The 17,132-nt window shown below is 57.6% G+C and carries 31 protein-coding genes and 1 pseudogene; 30 read left to right on the top strand and 2 right to left on the bottom strand.

The genetic code is table 11. From position 1 onward, the window contains the following. The 6 genes from AC2FM5_RS15775 to AC2FM5_RS15750 all read left to right on the top strand — a co-directional run. A partial coding sequence (locus AC2FM5_RS15775) for an EF-Tu C-terminal domain-related protein (protein WP_143030536.1) occupies nt 1–106 on the top strand: 106 nt, incomplete at its 5' end. A 235-nt stretch (nt 107–341) separates the two neighbouring features. Further along, nucleotides 342–1,289 (top strand): aldo/keto reductase, encoded by a 948-nt coding sequence (locus AC2FM5_RS15770; protein ID WP_496736703.1) that lies wholly within the window; start codon nt 342–344, stop codon nt 1,287–1,289. A 222-nt stretch (nt 1,290–1,511) separates the two neighbouring features. Next, nucleotides 1,512–1,826 carry a 30S ribosomal protein S10 gene (gene rpsJ, locus AC2FM5_RS15765; RefSeq protein WP_008756422.1) on the top strand — a complete coding sequence of 105 codons (315 nt, stop codon included), beginning with the start codon at nt 1,512–1,514 and terminating at the stop codon, nt 1,824–1,826. Nucleotides 1,827–1,844: 18 nt separating this feature from the next. Beyond that, entirely contained in the window at nt 1,845–2,570 is a 726-nt protein-coding gene (gene rplC / locus AC2FM5_RS15760) for a 50S ribosomal protein L3 (protein ID WP_170343454.1), read from the top strand. Next, the gene (gene rplD, locus AC2FM5_RS15755) at nt 2,567–3,184 is read left to right on the top strand and encodes a 50S ribosomal protein L4 (protein ID WP_170342972.1); all 618 of its coding nucleotides are present in this window, start codon (nt 2,567–2,569) and stop codon (nt 3,182–3,184) included. Before rplC ends, rplD begins: the two co-directional genes overlap by 4 nt. Continuing rightward, a complete protein-coding gene (locus AC2FM5_RS15750) occupies nt 3,181–3,477 on the top strand; it encodes a 50S ribosomal protein L23 (RefSeq protein ID WP_093965341.1) in 297 nt (98 codons plus the stop codon). Before rplD ends, AC2FM5_RS15750 begins: the two co-directional genes overlap by 4 nt. A gap of 174 nt (nt 3,478–3,651) precedes the next feature. Here AC2FM5_RS15750 and AC2FM5_RS15745 read toward each other — a convergent pair whose 3' ends face one another. Then, nucleotides 3,652–4,410, bottom strand: coding sequence for a toll/interleukin-1 receptor domain-containing protein (locus tag AC2FM5_RS15745; protein ID WP_496736701.1), 759 nt, complete (start codon nt 4,408–4,410; stop codon nt 3,652–3,654). Between the two features lie 335 nt (nt 4,411–4,745). On the opposite strand from AC2FM5_RS15745, the gene rplB reads away from it, so the two are divergent. The 7 genes from rplB to AC2FM5_RS15710 all read left to right on the top strand — a co-directional run bounded on the left by rplB (nt 4,746) and on the right by AC2FM5_RS15710 (nt 8,614). Then, nucleotides 4,746–5,588, top strand: coding sequence for a 50S ribosomal protein L2 (rplB, locus tag AC2FM5_RS15740; protein WP_093965344.1), 843 nt, complete (start codon nt 4,746–4,748; stop codon nt 5,586–5,588). Between the two features lie 3 nt (nt 5,589–5,591). Further along, nucleotides 5,592–5,870 (top strand): 30S ribosomal protein S19, encoded by a 279-nt coding sequence (gene rpsS, locus AC2FM5_RS15735; protein ID WP_005980699.1) that lies wholly within the window; start codon nt 5,592–5,594, stop codon nt 5,868–5,870. 3 nt (nt 5,871–5,873) lie between these two features. Then, nucleotides 5,874–6,254 carry a 50S ribosomal protein L22 gene (gene rplV, locus AC2FM5_RS15730; protein WP_039538267.1) on the top strand — a complete coding sequence of 127 codons (381 nt, stop codon included), beginning with the start codon at nt 5,874–5,876 and terminating at the stop codon, nt 6,252–6,254. Further along, complete coding sequence (gene rpsC, locus AC2FM5_RS15725; protein WP_093965346.1) at nt 6,254–6,964, top strand: 30S ribosomal protein S3; 711 nt, start codon at nt 6,254–6,256, stop codon at nt 6,962–6,964. Before rplV ends, rpsC begins: the two co-directional genes overlap by 1 nt. Before the next feature lie 12 nt (nt 6,965–6,976). After that, nucleotides 6,977–7,390, top strand: a complete 414-nt coding sequence (rplP, locus tag AC2FM5_RS15720) for a 50S ribosomal protein L16 (RefSeq protein WP_005980704.1) — start codon at nt 6,977–6,979, stop codon at nt 7,388–7,390. Nucleotides 7,391–7,516: 126 nt separating this feature from the next. Next, nucleotides 7,517–7,918, top strand: coding sequence for a YybH family protein (locus AC2FM5_RS15715; protein ID WP_170367996.1), 402 nt, complete (start codon nt 7,517–7,519; stop codon nt 7,916–7,918). Between the two features lie 75 nt (nt 7,919–7,993). Beyond that, on the top strand, nt 7,994–8,614 hold the full coding sequence (locus tag AC2FM5_RS15710) for a 2OG-Fe(II) oxygenase family protein (protein WP_496736699.1): 621 nt from the start codon (nt 7,994–7,996) through the stop codon (nt 8,612–8,614). 16 nt (nt 8,615–8,630) lie between these two features. On the opposite strand, the gene AC2FM5_RS15705 is transcribed toward AC2FM5_RS15710, so the two are convergent. Next, nucleotides 8,631–9,266, bottom strand: a complete 636-nt coding sequence (locus AC2FM5_RS15705; protein WP_170343459.1) for a thermonuclease family protein — start codon at nt 9,264–9,266, stop codon at nt 8,631–8,633. A gap of 262 nt (nt 9,267–9,528) precedes the next feature. Here AC2FM5_RS15705 and rpmC point away from each other — a divergent pair, with 262 nt between their 5' ends. From rpmC to AC2FM5_RS15620, 17 genes and pseudogenes are all read left to right on the top strand, one after another. Beyond that, a complete protein-coding gene (rpmC, locus tag AC2FM5_RS15700) occupies nt 9,529–9,735 on the top strand; it encodes a 50S ribosomal protein L29 (protein WP_093965352.1) in 207 nt (68 codons plus the stop codon). Between the two features lie 4 nt (nt 9,736–9,739). After that, on the top strand, nt 9,740–9,970 hold the full coding sequence (rpsQ, locus tag AC2FM5_RS15695) for a 30S ribosomal protein S17 (RefSeq protein ID WP_170342963.1): 231 nt from the start codon (nt 9,740–9,742) through the stop codon (nt 9,968–9,970). Nucleotides 9,971–10,046: 76 nt separating this feature from the next. Further along, entirely contained in the window at nt 10,047–10,415 is a 369-nt protein-coding gene (gene rplN, locus AC2FM5_RS15690) for a 50S ribosomal protein L14 (RefSeq protein WP_005621870.1), read from the top strand. Between the two features lie 2 nt (nt 10,416–10,417). Beyond that, the gene (gene rplX, locus AC2FM5_RS15685) at nt 10,418–10,729 is read left to right on the top strand and encodes a 50S ribosomal protein L24 (RefSeq protein WP_093965356.1); all 312 of its coding nucleotides are present in this window, start codon (nt 10,418–10,420) and stop codon (nt 10,727–10,729) included. Continuing rightward, nucleotides 10,722–11,282 carry a 50S ribosomal protein L5 gene (gene rplE, locus AC2FM5_RS15680; RefSeq protein WP_093965358.1) on the top strand — a complete coding sequence of 187 codons (561 nt, stop codon included), beginning with the start codon at nt 10,722–10,724 and terminating at the stop codon, nt 11,280–11,282. Before rplX ends, rplE begins: the two co-directional genes overlap by 8 nt. 19 nt (nt 11,283–11,301) lie before the next feature. Then, nucleotides 11,302–11,607: a 30S ribosomal protein S14 gene (rpsN, locus tag AC2FM5_RS15675; RefSeq protein ID WP_093965360.1), complete on the top strand. Its 306-nt coding sequence runs from the start codon at nt 11,302–11,304 to the stop codon at nt 11,605–11,607. A gap of 13 nt (nt 11,608–11,620) precedes the next feature. Further along, complete coding sequence (gene rpsH, locus AC2FM5_RS15670; protein WP_093965361.1) at nt 11,621–12,013, top strand: 30S ribosomal protein S8; 393 nt, start codon at nt 11,621–11,623, stop codon at nt 12,011–12,013. A gap of 11 nt (nt 12,014–12,024) precedes the next feature. Next, nucleotides 12,025–12,558 (top strand): 50S ribosomal protein L6, encoded by a 534-nt coding sequence (gene rplF, locus AC2FM5_RS15665; RefSeq protein ID WP_093965363.1) that lies wholly within the window; start codon nt 12,025–12,027, stop codon nt 12,556–12,558. Nucleotides 12,559–12,569: 11 nt separating this feature from the next. Further along, entirely contained in the window at nt 12,570–12,929 is a 360-nt protein-coding gene (gene rplR, locus AC2FM5_RS15660; protein WP_170361687.1) for a 50S ribosomal protein L18, read from the top strand. Between the two features lie 114 nt (nt 12,930–13,043). Further along, nucleotides 13,044–13,607, top strand: a complete 564-nt coding sequence (gene rpsE, locus AC2FM5_RS15655) for a 30S ribosomal protein S5 (protein WP_093965365.1) — start codon at nt 13,044–13,046, stop codon at nt 13,605–13,607. Nucleotides 13,608–13,619: 12 nt separating this feature from the next. Then, on the top strand, nt 13,620–13,808 hold the full coding sequence (gene rpmD / locus AC2FM5_RS15650) for a 50S ribosomal protein L30 (protein WP_093965366.1): 189 nt from the start codon (nt 13,620–13,622) through the stop codon (nt 13,806–13,808). Between the two features lie 235 nt (nt 13,809–14,043). After that, nucleotides 14,044–14,379: an ArsR/SmtB family transcription factor gene (locus AC2FM5_RS15645; RefSeq protein ID WP_170342961.1), complete on the top strand. Its 336-nt coding sequence runs from the start codon at nt 14,044–14,046 to the stop codon at nt 14,377–14,379. Beyond that, complete coding sequence (locus AC2FM5_RS15640) at nt 14,372–14,827, top strand: SRPBCC domain-containing protein (protein WP_496736692.1); 456 nt, start codon at nt 14,372–14,374, stop codon at nt 14,825–14,827. Before AC2FM5_RS15645 ends, AC2FM5_RS15640 begins: the two co-directional genes overlap by 8 nt. Before the next feature lie 150 nt (nt 14,828–14,977). Further along, nucleotides 14,978–15,193, top strand: a complete 216-nt coding sequence (locus AC2FM5_RS15635; RefSeq protein ID WP_496736690.1) for a DUF1127 domain-containing protein — start codon at nt 14,978–14,980, stop codon at nt 15,191–15,193. A 184-nt stretch (nt 15,194–15,377) separates the two neighbouring features. Beyond that, a complete protein-coding gene (locus tag AC2FM5_RS15630; protein WP_496736688.1) occupies nt 15,378–16,208 on the top strand; it encodes a hypothetical protein in 831 nt (276 codons plus the stop codon). Nucleotides 16,209–16,357: 149 nt separating this feature from the next. Then, nucleotides 16,358–16,831 (top strand): 50S ribosomal protein L15, encoded by a 474-nt coding sequence (rplO, locus tag AC2FM5_RS15625; protein WP_170342955.1) that lies wholly within the window; start codon nt 16,358–16,360, stop codon nt 16,829–16,831. 109 nt (nt 16,832–16,940) lie between these two features. Then, a pseudogene (locus AC2FM5_RS15620) lies at nt 16,941–17,132 on the top strand (preprotein translocase subunit SecY); the annotation flags it as partial.

Here is a 17,132-nt window from a genome sequence, read left to right as displayed (position 1 = left end):
CGTTGAGCTGATCGCCCCGATCGCCATGGAAAACGGTCTGCGCTTCGCCATCCGCGAAGGCGGCCGCACCGTCGGCGCAGGCGTCGTGTCCAAAATCATCGAGTAAGGCGCGCTTGTCGCGCCCGGTTGCGGCAGGCGGTTTTCCAAAGCGAAGCCAGCTGAAAGCAACTTGGTGAGAAACCAAAGAAGGCCGTCCCAAACCGGGGCGGCCTTTTTCGTTAAGTTCCCAAAACATTGGTTGCGCCGATCTTGGTGTTGCACGCGAATACGCCAAGCTTGCGTTGAGCGGCGCCCCTCGACACAATTGCAGTCAGAATTGTCCAGTAGGGGAGGATGGTGGGATGACCAAGCATGTTGAAATCGGCCGGACTGGGGTCAGGTTGCCGCAAATAGGGTTCGGTTCAACAGGGCTGGGAAGCATTCCACAGATATATGGATACGAAGTAGACGAAAGCCGTGCACTGGATACCATCAGGGCAATTCTACAGCGTCCGGACGGCTTCATTGATACAGCGCGCGGGTATGCGTTGGGCCGAAGCGAAGAACGTATCGGGCAAGTCATTCGCGAATTGGGCGGGTGGCCCGAGGGTAGGGTTCTGTCCACGAAACTGGACCGGGATAAGGAGAGCAACAGGTTTGATGCGACACAAGCGCGAAGGTCGCTTGAAGCAAGCCTTGAAGCCCTTGGCGTTGACCAGGTGGATATTCTTCACCTTCATGACCCTGAATACGCCGCAGATCTTTCCAAAGTGACCGGCACGGGCGGCGCGCTTGATGAGCTGTTTCGGATGAAGGAAGAAGGCCTGGCAAAAGCTGTGGGGCTTGCTGGTGGTCGAATTGACGTCCTGATGCCTATGCTACGCGATCGTGAGTTCGACGTCCTTCTGACGCACAACAGGCATACAGTCGTCAATGTGAATTCCGCTCCGCTGATTGAACTCGCGCGTTCCAAGGGAGTGACCGTTCTGAATGCGGCGCCCTATTCCGGAGGAATATTGGCCAAGGGAAGTTCCGCTCATCATTTCTACGTCTATCAGCCGGCGACCGAAGAAGTTCTGGGCCCGGTTCGTGCTGTCGAGAGTATCTGTTCCCGCTACGATGTCCCGTTGGGGGCGCTTGCGTTGCAATTCTCGGTCAAAAACGCAGATATAGCTTCGACAATTTGCGGCGCGACATGGCCGCAGCACGTGGACCAGACATTCGAATGGGCCGACTGGTCTATCCCGGATGCGGTCTGGACGGAGCTGGCGGAATTGGGGCAATCCCAAAATGATCCTGAAGCCGGGTAGGGGCTTCAAGATTCAGCGCGGCGGCTTATCACTCGCCAGCCAATCCGCATTTGGGGCTTGGTGGCATTTCCCCCTTGCCAAACAGCGCCAACCCCACTAAACCGCGCGAGTTCTCGGTGAGAACGTGAAGGCGGGGTGATTCCCGCCTTTTGGGTTCGATGAGGGTTGGCGATGAGCGCCCGTCCTCCTCTCAACTCCAACGCCTGAAAAAAGGCTGTTAATATGCAAAGCCAAAACATCCGTATTCGGCTGAAGGCATTTGACTATCGCGTCCTGGATGCCAGCACGCAAGAGATCGTCAACACTGCAAAGCGGACCGGCGCGAACGTGCGCGGCCCGATCCCGCTGCCGAACAAGATCGAGAAGTTCACGGTTCTCCGTGGCCCTCACGTTGACAAGAAATCCCGCGATCAGTTCGAGATCCGTACGCACAAGCGTCTTCTCGACATCGTAGATCCGACCCCCCAGACCGTGGACGCGCTGATGAAGCTCGACCTGGCCGCTGGTGTGGACGTCGAGATCAAGCTGCAGTCGTAAGATCGGAGGGTATTGATGATGCGCTCTGGTATTATCGCAAAAAAAGTCGGCATGACCCGCCTGTTCATGGAAGACGGCAAGCAGATCCCTGTGACCGTTCTTCACCTGGACAACCTGCAGGTCGTTGCACAGCGCACCGCTGACAAAGACGGCTACACCGCCGTTCAGCTGGGCGCCGGTGCCGCCAAGGCAAAACGCACCTCGAAGGCCATGCGCGGCCACTTCGCCGCCGCCAAGGTCGAGCCCAAGCGCAAGCTGGCCGAGTTCCGCGTGTCTGAAGACGCGCTGATCGAAGTGGGCGCCGAGATCTCGGCAGATCACTTCCTGGCTGGTCAGAAAGTTGACGTTTCGGGCACCTCGATCGGTAAAGGCTTTGCCGGTGCAATGAAGCGCCACAACTTCGGTGGTCTGCGCGCCTCGCACGGTGTTTCGATCAGCCACCGTTCGCACGGTTCGACCGGTCAGTGTCAGGACCCGGGCAAGGTGTTCAAAGGCAAGAAGATGGCCGGTCACATGGGTGCTGCCCGTGTTACCACCCAGAACCTGGAGGTCGTCAAAACCGACGCCGACCGTGGTCTGGTCTTCATCAAAGGCGCCGTTCCCGGACCGAAATCGGGCTGGGTTACCGTCAAGGACGCCGTCAAGAAGAAAGCACCGGAAGGCCTGCCTTTCCCGGCTGCTGTGAAATCGGCTGCAACCGAAGCACCTGCGGAAGAAGCACCCGCGGAAGGTGGTGAAGCATGAAACTTGATGTAATCAAACTGGACGGCAAGAAAGCCGGCAACATCGAGCTGGATGCGGACCTGTTCGGCCTGGAGCCGCGCGCGGACATCCTGCACCGTGTGGTCCGTTGGCAGCGCAACAACGCGCAGGCTGGCACCCACAAGGTGAAGACCCGCTCGGAAACCAGCTACTCGACCAAGAAGATCTATCGCCAGAAGGGCACCGGTGGCGCACGTCACGGTGACCGCAACGCGCCGATCTTCCGCAAGGGTGGCATTTACAAGGGTCCGACCCCGCGTTCGCACGGCCACGACCTGCCGAAGAAGTTCCGCAAGCTGGGCCTGCGCCACGCACTGTCGGCCAAGGCCAAAGCCGGTGAGCTGGTCGTGATCGAAAGCGCCGAAGCCGAAGGCAAGACCGCCGCACTGGCCAAGCAGGTTGCAAACCTGGGCTGGAAGCGCGCTCTGGTCATCGACGGCGCCACCGTGAACGAAGGGTTCGCCCGCGCAGCCCGCAACATCGAAGGTCTGGATATCCTGCCGTCGATGGGCGCAAACGTCTATGACATCCTCAAGCGTGACACCCTGGTGCTCACCAAGGCGGGTGTCGAAGCACTGGAGGCTCGACTGAAATGAGCGCGAAGGCAGAACACTACGACGTGATCCGCAAGCCGATCATCACCGAGAAAACGACCATGGCGTCCGAAAACGGCGCGGTTGTCTTTGAAGTGGCGATCGACAGCAACAAGCCGCAGATCAAAGAGGCCGTCGAGGCGCTGTTTGGTGTGAAGGTCAAGGCGGTGAACACCACCGTGACCAAAGGCAAGGTCAAGCGGTTCCGCGGCCAGCTGGGCAAGCGGAAAGACGTCAAAAAAGCCTATGTGACCCTGGAAGAGGGCAACACCATCGACGTGACCACCGGTCTCTGATCGGACCCGTCTTTGGAGAGAGATGAAAGCCCCCGCCGAAAGGCGGGGGTTTTTTTAGCGCGGCGGCCTTCGACCCTGTCCAGCTTTTTCCGGAGATATCTTTCCCGCCGAAATGGGTCCCTATTTGATCTAAGGTTCATCTATCGCGCAAAGACGACCCTGTCAGCCATTCGACTAGTACTTTGAAAATGCATCTAAAAGTTCAAGGGGAACTTCATAGGTCGCCGAAAACTGTATACCATCGTCGCTGAAGCTATCAACAAATGCCTTGATCCAAGAAAAATCATAGATCGTTGACCCCGAATGCATCTCCACGACTTCAACGCCTACTAACACTCCATCCTGATCTACGGCCTCGATTCCGTAGATGCCAATTCCCAGTACCGCCATTCTATCAAGTGCGATCTTGAATTGCCTTTTGGGCAGCCAGTCGATTGACTCTACGTCGCTCGGATTTCGTTGCCGAAGGAGGCCTTGAAACACAAAGTTCCTCATAAAGTTATCGTCTGGGTCGTTTTTTTGGACACCAAAATATCGGAGAAGCTCATTGATGCCATCGACATAACTTCCAGAAAAATCCACGTATTTCTTGTCCAACAGAAACGGCGGAATTTCACATTCCTCCATAAGCAAGGGTAAGACCTTTACTCTTCTTCCTCTTATTTCTTGAGTCAGGGCAATGTTCACCTCGCGATTAACCCATTCGGATTGACATGATGAGGTCGACAAAACGACCGCGAGGTAATCGCATCGATCTATGCCCTCGGAAATTTTGTTAATAAGTGAATCACCCAGCTTGATTTCTGCTTCGTCTATCCAAGGAGCAAAACCTGAATCCCTCAAATTGTTTGCCAAAGAACGAACGAACGGTTTGTCGGGCGAGCTATGGCTCAAGAAAATCGACACGCCCTCGTTCAATGTTGCTTTGTTCAACTTCTCTCTCCGGATACTTTGTTTAGAGTTTTCGATAGTCAAATCTCAACACGAAAGGCGTTTCAAGCTACGAAGTGTCGTTGAAACTGCGTTCGTTGCTGGTTCCTGGCGCATAGAGTAGCTACGGAAGCGACGAAGTCTGAAATTTGATCTGCCGCTATAGACACCCACCCCCAAGCCTGCTAAACGCACCCAATCTTGCGGCCTCGGATTCGTTCCGGGGCCTCTGATATTTGCAGCCGGGGACCTTCGGGGCCCTATAACCTGGGGACCTACGGGGGCCTCTCACATAGCGAGGATTGATCCTCGCGCTTGCTAAACGGAAGACAGAAAGCATGGCACTCAAGTCGTACAAACCGACGACGCCGGGCCAGCGCGGGCTGGTGCTGATCGACCGTTCGGAGCTTTGGAAAGGACGTCCGGTCAAGTCTCTCACTGAGGGTTTGACCAAATCGGGCGGCCGGAACAACACCGGACGGATCACTTCACGCCGCCGTGGCGGTGGCGCAAAGCGTCTCTACCGGATCGTTGACTTCAAACGGAACAAACTGGATGTGGCGGCAACCGTCGAGCGGATCGAATACGACCCGAACCGGACCGCATTCATCGCACTGATCAAATATGACGACGGCGAGCAGGCCTATATCCTGGCGCCGCAGCGTCTGGCGGTTGGCGACAAGGTCATCGCTTCGGCCAAGGCCGACATCAAGCCCGGCAACGCGATGCCGTTCTCGGGCATGCCGATCGGTACCATCGTGCACAACATCGAGATGAAGCCCGGCAAGGGCGGTCAGATCGCGCGTGCAGCGGGCACCTACGCCCAGTTCGTCGGCCGCGATGGCGGCTATGCCCAGATCCGTCTGAGCTCGGGCGAGCTGCGCATGGTGCGCCAAGAATGCATGGCCACCGTCGGTGCCGTGTCGAACCCCGACAACAGCAACCAGAACCTCGGCAAAGCCGGTCGTATGCGCCACAAGGGCGTGCGTCCGTCGGTCCGTGGTGTTGCCATGAACCCGATCGATCACCCCCACGGTGGTGGTGAAGGCCGGACCTCGGGTGGCCGTACGCCGGTTACGCCTTGGGGTAAGGACACCAAGGGTAAGCGTACCCGCAACAAGAACAAAGCGTCCCAGAAGCTGATCATCCGCTCGCGGCACGCCAAGAAGAAAGGGCGTTAAGACATGTCTCGCTCTGTTTGGAAGGGTCCTTTCGTCGACGCTTACGTGCTGAAAAAAGCCGAAGCTGCGCGCGAGTCGGGCCGCAACGAAGTCATCAAGATCTGGTCGCGTCGTTCCACCATTCTGCCCCAGTTCGTGGGTCTGACCTTTGGTGTGTACAACGGCCAGAAGCATATCCCGGTAAACGTCTCGGAAGACATGATCGGTCAGAAGTTCGGTGAGTACTCGCCGACCCGGACCTATTATGGCCATGCCGCAGACAAAAAAGCGAAGCGGAAGTAAGTCATGGGCAAGGAAAAGAACCCCCGCCGCGTGGCTGAAAACGAAGCAATGGCAAAAACCCGTATGCTTCGCACCAGCCCGCAGAAACTGAACCTGGTTGCGCAAATGATCCGCGGCAAGAAAGTCGAGAAGGCTCTGACCGACCTGACTTTCTCGAACAAGCGTGTCGCGCAGGACGTCAAAAAGTGCCTGCAGTCCGCAATCGCGAACGCCGAAAACAACCACAACCTAGACGTGGACGAGCTGATCGTCGCCGAGGCATGGGTTGGCAAGAACCTGGTCATGAAGCGCGGTCGTCCGCGTGCCCGTGGCCGTTTCGGCAAGATCATGAAGCCGTTCTCGGAGATCACCATCAAGGTGCGTCAAGTTGAGGAGCAAGCCTAATGGGACATAAAGTCAATCCGATCGGCATGCGCCTTCAGGTCAACCGTACCTGGGACAGCCGTTGGTACGCAGATACCAAGGACTACGGTGATCTTCTGCTGGAAGACCTCAAGATCCGTGAGTTCATCAAGAAAGAGTGCAAGCAAGCCGGCATCGCCCGTGTGATCATCGAACGTCCGCACAAGAAGTGCCGCGTCACGATCCACACCGCGCGTCCCGGTGTCATCATCGGCAAGAAAGGCGCGGACATCGAAGTTCTGCGCAAGAAGATCGCGCAGATGACCGACAGCGAACTGCACCTGAACATCGTCGAAGTGCGCAAGCCGGAACTCGACGCGCAGCTGGTTGCCGAGTCGATCGCTCAGCAGCTGGAGCGCCGCGTTTCGTTCCGCCGCGCGATGAAGCGGTCGGTTCAGAATGCCATGCGCATGGGCGCCCTGGGTATCCGGGTGAACGTCGCTGGTCGTCTGGGCGGCGCCGAAATCGCACGGACCGAATGGTACCGCGAAGGCCGCGTGCCTCTGCACACCCTGCGTGCCGACATCGATTACGCACATGCCGAAGCGATGACCCCCTACGGGATCATCGGGATCAAGGTCTGGATCTTCAAAGGTGAGATCATGGAGCACGATCCGCAGGCACGTGACCGTAAAGCACAGGAACTCCAGGACGGCCCTGCACCTCGTGGTGCTGGTGGCGGTCGTCGCTAAGGAGGGAAAGATATGCTTCAACCAAAGCGTACAAAATTCCGCAAGATGCACAAAGGCCGGATCAAGGGCGAAGCCAAAGGCGGCTCTGATCTGAACTTTGGCACCTACGGTCTGAAGGCCCTGCAGCCCGAGCGCGTCACTGCACGCCAGATCGAAGCTGCTCGTCGTGCCATGACCCGTCACATGAAGCGTCAAGGTCGCGTCTGGATCCGGATCTTCCCGGATACCCCCGTGACCTCGAAGCCTACCGAAGTCCGTATGGGTAAAGGTAAAGGCTCGGTCGACTATTGGGCAGCCAAAGTGAAGCCCGGTCGCGTGATGTTCGAGATCGACGGTGTCAACGATGAAATCGCGCGCGAGGCTCTGCGCCTGGCTGCGATGAAGCTGCCGATCAAGACCCGCGTGGTGGTCCGCGAGGACTGGTAAACCGGTCTTGCCAAGACTTCAGAAAGCCCCGCCGAACCGGCGGGGTTTTTTGTTTTTCGGATGGTTTGGGTTAGGCTCCGCTTCAGCTTTTGATATTTTGGAAAAGCCTAGAACAGGGGGCCTCAAATGGTTTCGACGTCAGAGATAGAAAAGATTGACGACGGCTTCTTTGCCGCACTGAACGCTATGTTCGAGGGTGACGTTGTACCGATGGAGGCGCTGTGGTCGCATGCGGACGATGTCATCTATATGGGGCCGTCACCCGATCTGTTCCACGTCGGGTGGAAAGTCACGGATCAGGATTGGGTCGCGCAGGGTCGGGCGCATCTGGGCGGGTCGATCAAAGTGCTGAACCGGCATGTTGTGGTTGGGGATACGCTTGCCACTGTGCACCATGTCGCCGAGGCATCGGGGCAGGGCGATGGGGCCGGTATCCGGATGCGCGGCACGAATGTCTATCGCCTTGAAGGTGGAGCGTGGAAGCTGATCGCGCATCACAGCGACCCGTTGCCCTATATTGACTTGTGACAGCTGCGGCAGTTTTCAAAATTCGAAGAAAGTTCCTCTATCGCGCCTTGGCGTCGAATGGGGTAATGGACGCCCATGGCACAGATTGAATCACTCTTCGTTACCCGTCTCTACCGCGCCGCTCTGTCTGAGTTCGAACCAAGGATCGATCCGGAGGAGTTGGAGAACTCGTGTCTTGTCATCGCTGAGGATGACGAGGCCGGGCAGGAGTGGTGCGAAAAGAACGGCTATCCGGGTTACACCAGCTATGCCTCGTTGACTGATCTGCCCTGGCGGTTCCCTATCTTTCAGGACTTGGTGAAGACTTTGGATCAGCACGTGGCTGCATTCGCGAAAGACCTTGAGTTTGATCTCGATGACCGGGAATTGAAGCTGGAGGATCTTTGGATCAACATCCTGCCCGAGGGTGGAATGCATGCCAGCCACATCCATCCGCACAGTGTGATTTCTGGAACGACCTATGTGTCAATGCCGGAAGGCGCCAGCGCGCTGAAGCTGGAGGACCCCCGCTCAGGCCGCATGATGGCCGCGCCGGTGCGCCACAAGGGCGCCCGACGCGAATTGCAGCCCTTCATTTATATGAAGCCGAAGGTCGGCGACGTTCTGCTGTGGGAAAGCTGGCTGCGCCACGAGGTGCCCATGAACATGGCCGAAGAAGAACGGATTTCGGTGAGTTTTAACTATAAGTGGGAGTGAACTCCTTGGGTCGTATTCAACTGCCGGCATTGTGCCGGTTTGATCTGCGCCCATAGGCGACGACTGTCGTCGTCCTGCGAACCGAAATCGATGCGTGACCGAAAGCCCCATTCCGCAGCCGTTCTCTGGCGCCGGTCGGTTCGAGATGCCTATACCTTCCCTGTGAAAATAAAGGCAGGTCCAGCGCAAGCCCCCTTTTGATCAGCTCCGCGCCGATGTCCTGCCCATTGGGTAGGTATGCAATTCCAACTAACCGGTCATAGGATGTTTCGCCGTTCAGCTTGACGGTAATCTCCTGACCCTTGCAGATTTCGACCATCGTCCACTTTGCCTTTAGGCCCCATGGCATGTCCAGCTCGGGCGCATCAATGCCGGCTAGACGGATCTTTGTTCCACGGACAATGATTGTGTCGCCATCGATCACATAAGCACGCCCCGTCAGAACGCGGTTGGAGGGAACAACACTCGGCTGTTGTCGCGGGATTGCGCGGTTCCGTGTGGAGGCTTGCGGAGGTTTTTGATGGCCTCTATGACGGGCGACAAGGCGTGGCTTTCTTGATTTTAAAACAACTAGAAGTGCCGCAAACCCAATTAGGACAACCAGTTCCATTTTTTCCACCGTTCCTAAGTCAGCGGGATAAAGATACTTCAAGGGTTTCACGTGTCTTTTGAGTTTCGGCCAAACCCGTTTCCACAGAAGACAACGCGCAAATGGTCAGGTTCTGACGTGACCCGTTGGTTGCCCGGTTCTGGTTGCAAAACTTCCTCTTGCCACCAACCCACCAAACCCTTATACGGCGGCATCCTGCGGTCTCCCGGCGTTGTCGGGCGATTCGCATGTCTATCATTCATCCACCAGGTCCAAGGTGACCCGTGTACGGGGCCTTCTGGTGTTTTGAGCAAAGGAAAAGGCGATGAACGCCCAAGAACTGCGTGAAAAGACCCCGGACCAGCTCCGCGAGGAACTGGCCAACCTGAAGAAAGAAAGCTTCAACCTGCGCTTTCAACAGGCCACCGGTCAGCTGGAAAACACTGCTGGTATCAAAGCGGCCCGCCGCAATGCTGCCCGCGTCAAAACCATTCTGAACGAAAAGGCCGCTGCCGCGGCATCCGAGGAGTAATCAGATGCCCAAGCGTATCCTGCAAGGCACCGTGACCAGCGACGCCAACGAACAGACCATCACCGTTCTGGTCGAGCGCCGTTTCAAGCACCCTCTACTGCAGAAAACCGTTCGTAAGTCCAAGAAATACCGGGCTCACGACGAAAAGAACGCCTTCAAGGTCGGCGACACCGTACGCATCATCGAATGCGCGCCGAAATCGAAGACGAAACGTTGGGAGGTTCTGGAGGCCTAAGCCTCCGGGACTTTTCCATTTGTCGAAACCCTGGGGGATTTAACAAGACCAGCCCCCACAGGTCGGGAGAAACCACATGATCCAGATGCAGACCAATCTGGATGTCGCTGACAACTCCGGCGCCCGCCGAGTTCAGTGCATCAAGGTCCTGGGTGGTTCCAAGCGTAAATACGCCTCCGTCGGCGACATCATTGTCGTCTCGGTGAAGGAAGCCATCCCGCGCGGCCGCGTGAAGAAAGGTGACGTCCGCAAGGCCGTCGTCGTGCGCACCGCCAAAGAAGTCCGTCGCGAAGACGGCACCGCGATCCGCTTCGATCGCAACGCCGCCGTCATCCTGAACAACAACAACGAGCCCGTCGGTACCCGTATCTTCGGCCCCGTTGTTCGTGAACTGCGCGCGAAGAACTTCATGAAGATCATCTCGCTGGCTCCGGAGGTGCTGTAATCATGGCTGCTAAACTCCGCAAAGGCGACAAGGTCGTCGTGCTGGCCGGCAAGGACAAGGGCAAAGAGGGGACTATCACCTCGGTCGACCCCAAAGCCGGCAAAGCTGTCGTTGATGGCGTGAACATCGCCATTCGCCACACCCGCCAGTCGCAAACGTCGCAAGGTGGCCGCCTGCCCAAAGCTCTGCCGATCGACCTGTCGAACCTGGCCCTGCTGGACAAGAACGGCAAGGCAACCCGCGTCGGCTTCCGCATGGAAGGTGACAAGAAGGTTCGTTACGCCAAGACCACGGGGGACGTGATCGATGCTTGATGCTGCAACCTACACCCCGCGTCTGAAAGCTCAGTACGCTGAAACCATCCGTGCCGCTCTGAAAGAAGAGTTCGGCTACAAGAACGATATGCAGATCCCCAAGCTGGAGAAGATCGTTCTGAACATCGGCTGTGGTGCCGAGGCGGTGAAGGACTCGAAGAAGGCGAAAGCCGCGGTCGAGGATCTGACGGCGATCGCCGGTCAGAAGGCCGTTTCGACCAAGGCGAAGAAGTCGATCGCGGGTTTCCGCGTCCGTGAAGACATGCCGCTGGGCGCCAAGGTGACCCTGCGCGGCGACCGGATGTACGAATTCCTGGACCGTCTGATCACCATCGCGATGCCTCGCGTACGTGACTTCCGCGGTGTGAAACCGTCCTTCGATGGCCGTGGCAACTTTGCCATGGGCATGAAAGAGCACATCGTGTTCCCGGAAATCGACTTCGACAAGGTCGACGAGGTCTGGGGCATGGACATCGTAATTGCCACCACAGCGAAAACCGACGCTGAAGCAAAGGCACTGTTGAAAGCTTTCAACATGCCGTTCAACGCGTAAGCGCCGGGAGGATTGAGACATGGCTAAAAAAGCAATGATCGAACGCGAGAAGAAGCGCGCACGCCTGGTGGCACAGTATGCCGAAAAGCGTGCGGCTCTGAAAGAGATCGCGAATGACGAGAGCAAGCCGATGGAAGAGCGTTTCAAGGCGCGTCTGAAACTGGCGAAACTGCCGCGCAACAGCTCGGCTACCCGTCTGCACAACCGTTGTCAGCTGACCGGTCGTCCCCACGCTTACTACCGTAAGCTGAAGGTCAGCCGTATCGCGCTGCGCGAGCTGGGTTCTGCTGGTCAGATCCCCGGCATGGTGAAATCGAGCTGGTAAGGGAGAGACAGATATGAACGATCCTATCGGCGATATGCTCACCCGCATCCGCAACGCGCAAATGCGCGGCAAGTCCACCGTGATCACTCCGGCGTCGAAACTGCGCGCCTGGGTTCTGGACGTGCTTGCGGACGAAGGCTATATCCGCGGCTATGAAAAGACGACCGGTGAAAACGGTCATCCGGCTCTGGAAATCAGCCTGAAATACTACGAAGGCACCCCTGTCATTCGCGAACTGAAGCGGGTCTCGAAGCCCGGCCGTCGCGTATACATGGGCGTCAATGACATCCCGCAGGTTCGTCAGGGCCTGGGCGTGTCGATTGTCAGCACTCCGAAAGGTGTGATGTCGGACGCAAACGCTCGCTCCAACAATGTTGGCGGCGAAGTGCTCTGCACCGTCTTCTAAGGAGGTCTGCAATGTCTCGTATTGGTAAGAAACCGGTCGAGCTGCCCAGCGGCGTTACCGCCTCTGTGTCGGGTCAGACCATCGAAGTCAAAGGTCCGAAAGGCACCCGCAGCTTCACCGCAACCGATGACGTCACCCTGACGGTCGAAGACAACGTGGTCAAAATCGACCCGCGTGGTTCGTCCAAGCGTGCGCGTCAGCAGTGGGGCATGAGCCGCACCATGGTTGCCAACCTGGTGACCGGTGTGACCGAAGGCTTCAAGAAGGAACTGGAAATCCAGGGTGTGGGTTACCGCGCTCAGATGCAGGGCAACACCCTGAAGCTGAACCTGGGCTACAGCCACGATGTTGATTTCGTTGCTCCGGAAGGTGTCACCATCACCGCGCCAAAGCAGACCGAGATCGTTGTGGAAGGCATCGACCAGCAGCTGGTGGGCGAAACCGCGGCGAAAATCCGCGAGTGGCGCCGTCCCGAGCCGTACAAAGGCAAAGGCATCCGCTACAAGGGCGAGTTCATCTTCCGCAAGGAAGGCAAGAAGAAGTAAGGACGAACACAATGGCAAACAGCAAAAGAACCCTGTTTCTGAAGCGCCGCCTGCGCGTTCGGAACAAACTTCGCAAGGTCAACGCGGGTCGTCCGCGTCTGTCCGTACACCGTTCGAACAAGAACATCTCTGTTCAGCTGATCGACGACGTACGTGGCGTGACCCTGGCCTCGGCCTCGACCCTGGAAAAGGATCTGGGCGTTGTCGGCAAGAACAACATCGAAGCGGCCACCAAAGTGGGCGCAGCCATCGCCGAGCGGGCCAAGAAGGCCGGCGTCGAAGAGGCTTATTTCGATCGTGGTGGCTTCCTGTTCCACGGCAGGGTGAAGGCAGTTGCCGACGCCGCGCGTGAAGGTGGCCTGAAAATCTAAGACCTGTGGGCGGGTTTCGATCCGCCCCGATGATCCGGGGGCCTCGGCGTCAGTCGAGGCTCACTTGGATTGAAGAAAACGGCGCCAAGCGCCACATGAGAAAAGGGATGCCAAATGGCAGAACGTGAAAACCGTCGAGGCCGTGGCCGCGACCGTGAAGAAGCACCGGAATTTGCCGATCGTCTGGTCGCAATCAACCGCGTGTCGAAAACCGTAAAAGGTGGTAAGCGCTTTGGCTTCGCCGCTCTGGTGGTTGTTGGCGATCAGAAAGGCCGCGTGGGCTTTGGCAAAGGTAAAGCGAAAGAAGTACCTGAAGCCATCCGCAAGGCGACCGAGCAAGCGAAGCGTCAGATGATCCGCGTGCAGCTGCGCGAAGGCCGGACCCTGCACCACGACATCGAGGGCCGTCACGGCGCCGGTAAAGTGGTCATGCGCACCGCGCCGGAAGGTACCGGTATCATCGCCGGTGGTCCGATGCGTGCTGTGTTCGAAATGCTGGGCGTGAAGGACGTTGTGTCCAAGTCGCTGGGCTCGCAGAACCCGTACAACATGATCCGCGCCACCATCGACGGCCTGAAGAAAGAACAGAGCCCGCGTTCGGTTGCCGCGCGTCGTGGCAAGAAGGTCGCCGATATCCTGCCCAAGCGGGATGAAGCACCGGCTGAAGCCGAAGCGTAAGGAGAGCGAGCAATGGCAAAAACCATCGTCGTCAAGCAGATCGGTTCCCCGATCCGTCGCCCCGCCGAACAGCGCGCAACCCTGATCGGTCTGGGCCTGAACAAGATGCACAAGACCCGCGAATTGGAAGACACTCCGTCGATCCGCGGCATGGTCAACAAGATCCCGCATCTGGTTGAGATCATCGAAGAGCGCGGCTAAGCGCCAACTTCGAAAGCCTAATGAACGCCTCCGATCTGATCGGGGGCGTTTTCATTTTTGGCCGTCGCTTGTGCGGAATTTCGGAAGACCGCCTTTTGCGGTGAACTTGGCCAAGGCCTGGTCAGGAACTCGCAGGTAGACACCTTTTTGCCCTCTGTCCTGACCTAAAAATTAAAACATAGCCAAACGGCTAACTTTTTCTTGACTTGGGCGGTGCGTTGAAATACTTAGCCTTATGGCTAACAAGCTCGATACATTTTTTTCTGCGCTGGCCGATCCGACCCGGCGTGCTGTGATCGAACGGCTGATCACTGGCCCAGCGGCCGTGTCAGAGCTGCACGAAGCGCACGACATGGCTCTTCCTTCGTTTCTGAAGCATCTCGGCAAACTGGAATCCGCGGGAATGATCCGTTCGGAGAAGATCGGTCGGGTTCGCATGTTGCATATCGAAGCCGCCCCGATCGCCGAGGCGGAAGGTTGGTTGAAACAACAACGTCACCTCTGGGAAGGCCGGCTGGATCGCCTGTCTGCACTTGCCGAGCAAATTGAGAAGGAATCCGATGATGGCTGATTACGAAACTTTGATCCTGGAACGCGAGATTGCCTGCGCTCCCGACCGGCTGTTTCAGGTGTTGACCGACCGCGAGTTACGCCAGAAATGGGCCGTACCAGACGATGAAAGCGTAGTTCTGATTGATGTTTTTGACTGTCGACCCGGAGGCCGTGAGGAAACGCGGTGTGGACCGAAAGAGGCGCCAGAGTTCAATACGACCAGCCTGTTCCACGTGGTCTCGCCGGAGTTTCTTTCATTGACCGAAACACTGGTCATTCAGGGAGAGTTGGTCTCGGTCTCGCTGTGCGGACACGAAATCATGCCGAATGGCCAAGGCAGTACGCTGCGCGTCACGTTGCAGATCACAAGCCTGGCCGGGCCAGAACTATTTCAGGACTACAAAGGTGGCTGGTCTGCTGCTTTGGACAACCTGTCCCGGCTTGCGGCCGGTAGCGGTCACTCCTGATTTGCGCCGCTATGCCAAAAATGCATAGCGGCCAGTCCAAAACCATCGTTGTTAGCGGTAACTGAACTCCCTATCTCAACCCTGTCCAAGACAGGAACCAAGTAAGTGACATCGGGGAATACGCCCCGACATTCGAAAGGAAATGAGATAATGGCACACACAGCGACTCTGTCACATGGCGGCTTCAACCTGACCGCCCGTATCGCAAACCTGATCGAGCGCGTGAAAGAAAACCGCGCCCGGGCCAGCGAATACACCCGCACGTATACCGAGCTACAGCGTCTGAGCGACCGCGAGTTGAACGACATCGGCATCCGCCGGTGCGACATCGCCGACATCGCCCGCGAGCACGCCTACTGCTCGTAAGATACGGGACGACAACATATGAAGCAGAGGCGCCCAAGTGGCGCCTCTTTTGTGTTTACGGATCCCACACGGGCAGGAAAATAGTTGCTACCACAACTGCGACGTTGCGCGGCGCCGGGAATTGGGTCACTCCAATGCAGGCAAGCCGTCAAGGCATGAACACATTGGGCAGAGAGGGCAGAACATGGCACGGGACTTCCAGATTGCAATGCTGTGGGTCGAGGGGCCGCTCAGCTTTTTGGAACTGTTGTGCATCCAGTCTTACTTGGATATGGGCCACAGCGTGCGGCTTTATACCTATAGCAATGTGACGAACATCCCCGAGGGTGTCGAGCACCGTGATGCCCGCGAGATCCTGCCGGATTCCGAATTTATCACTCATGAGCGTACCAATAGCCCCGCGCCGCATTCCGACAAGTTCCGCTACCGGATGCTGGCTCAGGAGCCCGACCTGATCTGGGCCGACACCGATGCCTATTGCCTGAAACCCTATTCAACGGCGAATGGTCATTACTATGGGTATCTCGAGGGTGAGGTGGCGATTGGGGTTCTGGGCCTGCCGCAGGACAGTGAAACTCTGGCCAAGCTGATCGAGTACACGACTGATCCCTACCTTATTCCTCCTTGGTTACCGCCGCGCCACCGCCGACCGCTGGAAGAGGCGCGGGACGCCGGGAACCCGACCAACGTTCCCGAGGTGTTGTGGGGCGTGTGGGGGCCAAAGGCATTCACCTGGGCGCTGAAGGAAACAGGCGAGATAAAATACGCCCTGCCAGAGCATGTTTTTTACCCGATCAACTTTTCGCGGCGCCGGGCCCTTGCCCGGCCGAACGAAAATCTTGACCGGTTTTTTCACGAGGATACCGTCTCGATCCATCTATACGGGCGCCGGATGCGGGCGATCATGCGCAAGAACCACGGTGGAATACCACATCCCGACAGCCTGGTCGGGCGACTTGTGGCCAGACATGGAATTGTGCCCCAAGATGCGCCCATTGCTGGCCGCGACGACTGAGCCGCTGCTGCCGGGCAATCAAAACTTGCAACTCGGGGCGCGAGGCTGTACTGCGCTCCGGTGGCGTGTTTGCCACGAGAATCAAAACCAAGAAATGCCGTGTTTGGCCCATCACGCTTCGGGGTCATATCCGGCTTAGGAGAAGCGACATGAAACTGCACGAATTGCGCGACAATCCCGGCGCCGTCAAGAAACGCACCCGCGTTGGCCGTGGTCCCGGCTCTGGCAAGGGTAAAATGGGTGGCCGCGGTATCAAAGGCCAGAAATCTCGTTCGGGTGTGGCCATCAACGGCTACGAAGGCGGCCAGATGCCGCTGTATCAGCGCCTGCCCAAGCGCGGCTTCAACAAGCCGAACCGCAAGGAATTTGCCGTCATCAACCTGGGCCTGATCCAGAAATTCGTCGACGCCGGCAAACTGGACGTTAAATCGGCCATCACCGAGGACGCATTGGTCGCCTCGGGTCTGGTGCGCCGCAAGCTGGACGGTATCCGCGTTCTGGCCAAAGGCGAAATCAGCGCCAAGCTGAACCTGGAAGTGACCGGCGCCTCGAAAGCGGCGATCGAAGCCGTGGAAAAAGCGGGCGGTTCACTGAAGGTCACAAAAGCCGCTGCGGCAGAGTAAGCGCTTGTGAGCGGGCGCCGACCCGCTTACATAGACCACAGAGTTTTCCAAGACGCCGCCCGAGCCGGAAAACGGTTCCGGGCGGCGTTTTCATAAGAGAGACCGATTTATGGTATCAGCAGCAGAACAAATGGCAGCCAACACAAGCTGGGCTGCTCTGGGCAAGGCCACCGATCTGCGCAACCGCATCCTGTTCACGCTGGGTTTGCTGATCGTCTATCGTCTGGGCACCTTCATTCCGGTGCCGGGGATCGACGGTCAGGCGCTGCGCGAGTTCATGGAACAAGCGGGGCAGGGCATC

It is taken from the genome of Ruegeria sp. BHSA162 (genome assembly GCF_059613385.1).
Note: the sequence above shows the minus strand (reverse complement) of the source record. Positions and strands in the feature narration are given on the sequence as shown.

Excerpts from the sequence above, each read along its gene's own strand:
- AC2FM5_RS15770 (WP_496736703.1), top strand. The coding sequence starts at position 342 with ATGACCAAGCATGTTGAAATCGGCCGGACTGGGGTCAGGTTGCCGCAA.
- rpsJ (WP_008756422.1), top strand. The coding sequence starts at position 1,512 with ATGCAAAGCCAAAACATCCGTATTCGGCTGAAGGCATTTGACTATCGC.
- rplC (WP_170343454.1), top strand. The coding sequence starts at position 1,845 with ATGCGCTCTGGTATTATCGCAAAAAAAGTCGGCATGACCCGCCTGTTC.
- rplD (WP_170342972.1), top strand. The coding sequence starts at position 2,567 with ATGAAACTTGATGTAATCAAACTGGACGGCAAGAAAGCCGGCAACATC.
- AC2FM5_RS15750 (WP_093965341.1), top strand. The coding sequence starts at position 3,181 with ATGAGCGCGAAGGCAGAACACTACGACGTGATCCGCAAGCCGATCATC.
- rplB (WP_093965344.1), top strand. The coding sequence starts at position 4,746 with ATGGCACTCAAGTCGTACAAACCGACGACGCCGGGCCAGCGCGGGCTG.
- rpsS (WP_005980699.1), top strand. The coding sequence starts at position 5,592 with ATGTCTCGCTCTGTTTGGAAGGGTCCTTTCGTCGACGCTTACGTGCTG.
- rplV (WP_039538267.1), top strand. The coding sequence starts at position 5,874 with ATGGGCAAGGAAAAGAACCCCCGCCGCGTGGCTGAAAACGAAGCAATG.
- rpsC (WP_093965346.1), top strand. The coding sequence starts at position 6,254 with ATGGGACATAAAGTCAATCCGATCGGCATGCGCCTTCAGGTCAACCGT.
- rplP (WP_005980704.1), top strand. The coding sequence starts at position 6,977 with ATGCTTCAACCAAAGCGTACAAAATTCCGCAAGATGCACAAAGGCCGG.
- AC2FM5_RS15715 (WP_170367996.1), top strand. The coding sequence starts at position 7,517 with ATGGTTTCGACGTCAGAGATAGAAAAGATTGACGACGGCTTCTTTGCC.
- AC2FM5_RS15710 (WP_496736699.1), top strand. The coding sequence starts at position 7,994 with ATGGCACAGATTGAATCACTCTTCGTTACCCGTCTCTACCGCGCCGCT.
- rpmC (WP_093965352.1), top strand. The coding sequence starts at position 9,529 with ATGAACGCCCAAGAACTGCGTGAAAAGACCCCGGACCAGCTCCGCGAG.
- rpsQ (WP_170342963.1), top strand. The coding sequence starts at position 9,740 with ATGCCCAAGCGTATCCTGCAAGGCACCGTGACCAGCGACGCCAACGAA.
- rplN (WP_005621870.1), top strand. The coding sequence starts at position 10,047 with ATGATCCAGATGCAGACCAATCTGGATGTCGCTGACAACTCCGGCGCC.
- rplX (WP_093965356.1), top strand. The coding sequence starts at position 10,418 with ATGGCTGCTAAACTCCGCAAAGGCGACAAGGTCGTCGTGCTGGCCGGC.
- rplE (WP_093965358.1), top strand. The coding sequence starts at position 10,722 with ATGCTTGATGCTGCAACCTACACCCCGCGTCTGAAAGCTCAGTACGCT.
- rpsN (WP_093965360.1), top strand. The coding sequence starts at position 11,302 with ATGGCTAAAAAAGCAATGATCGAACGCGAGAAGAAGCGCGCACGCCTG.
- rpsH (WP_093965361.1), top strand. The coding sequence starts at position 11,621 with ATGAACGATCCTATCGGCGATATGCTCACCCGCATCCGCAACGCGCAA.
- rplF (WP_093965363.1), top strand. The coding sequence starts at position 12,025 with ATGTCTCGTATTGGTAAGAAACCGGTCGAGCTGCCCAGCGGCGTTACC.
- rplR (WP_170361687.1), top strand. The coding sequence starts at position 12,570 with ATGGCAAACAGCAAAAGAACCCTGTTTCTGAAGCGCCGCCTGCGCGTT.
- rpsE (WP_093965365.1), top strand. The coding sequence starts at position 13,044 with ATGGCAGAACGTGAAAACCGTCGAGGCCGTGGCCGCGACCGTGAAGAA.
- rpmD (WP_093965366.1), top strand. The coding sequence starts at position 13,620 with ATGGCAAAAACCATCGTCGTCAAGCAGATCGGTTCCCCGATCCGTCGC.
- AC2FM5_RS15645 (WP_170342961.1), top strand. The coding sequence starts at position 14,044 with ATGGCTAACAAGCTCGATACATTTTTTTCTGCGCTGGCCGATCCGACC.
- AC2FM5_RS15640 (WP_496736692.1), top strand. The coding sequence starts at position 14,372 with ATGGCTGATTACGAAACTTTGATCCTGGAACGCGAGATTGCCTGCGCT.
- AC2FM5_RS15635 (WP_496736690.1), top strand. The coding sequence starts at position 14,978 with ATGGCACACACAGCGACTCTGTCACATGGCGGCTTCAACCTGACCGCC.
- AC2FM5_RS15630 (WP_496736688.1), top strand. The coding sequence starts at position 15,378 with ATGGCACGGGACTTCCAGATTGCAATGCTGTGGGTCGAGGGGCCGCTC.
- rplO (WP_170342955.1), top strand. The coding sequence starts at position 16,358 with ATGAAACTGCACGAATTGCGCGACAATCCCGGCGCCGTCAAGAAACGC.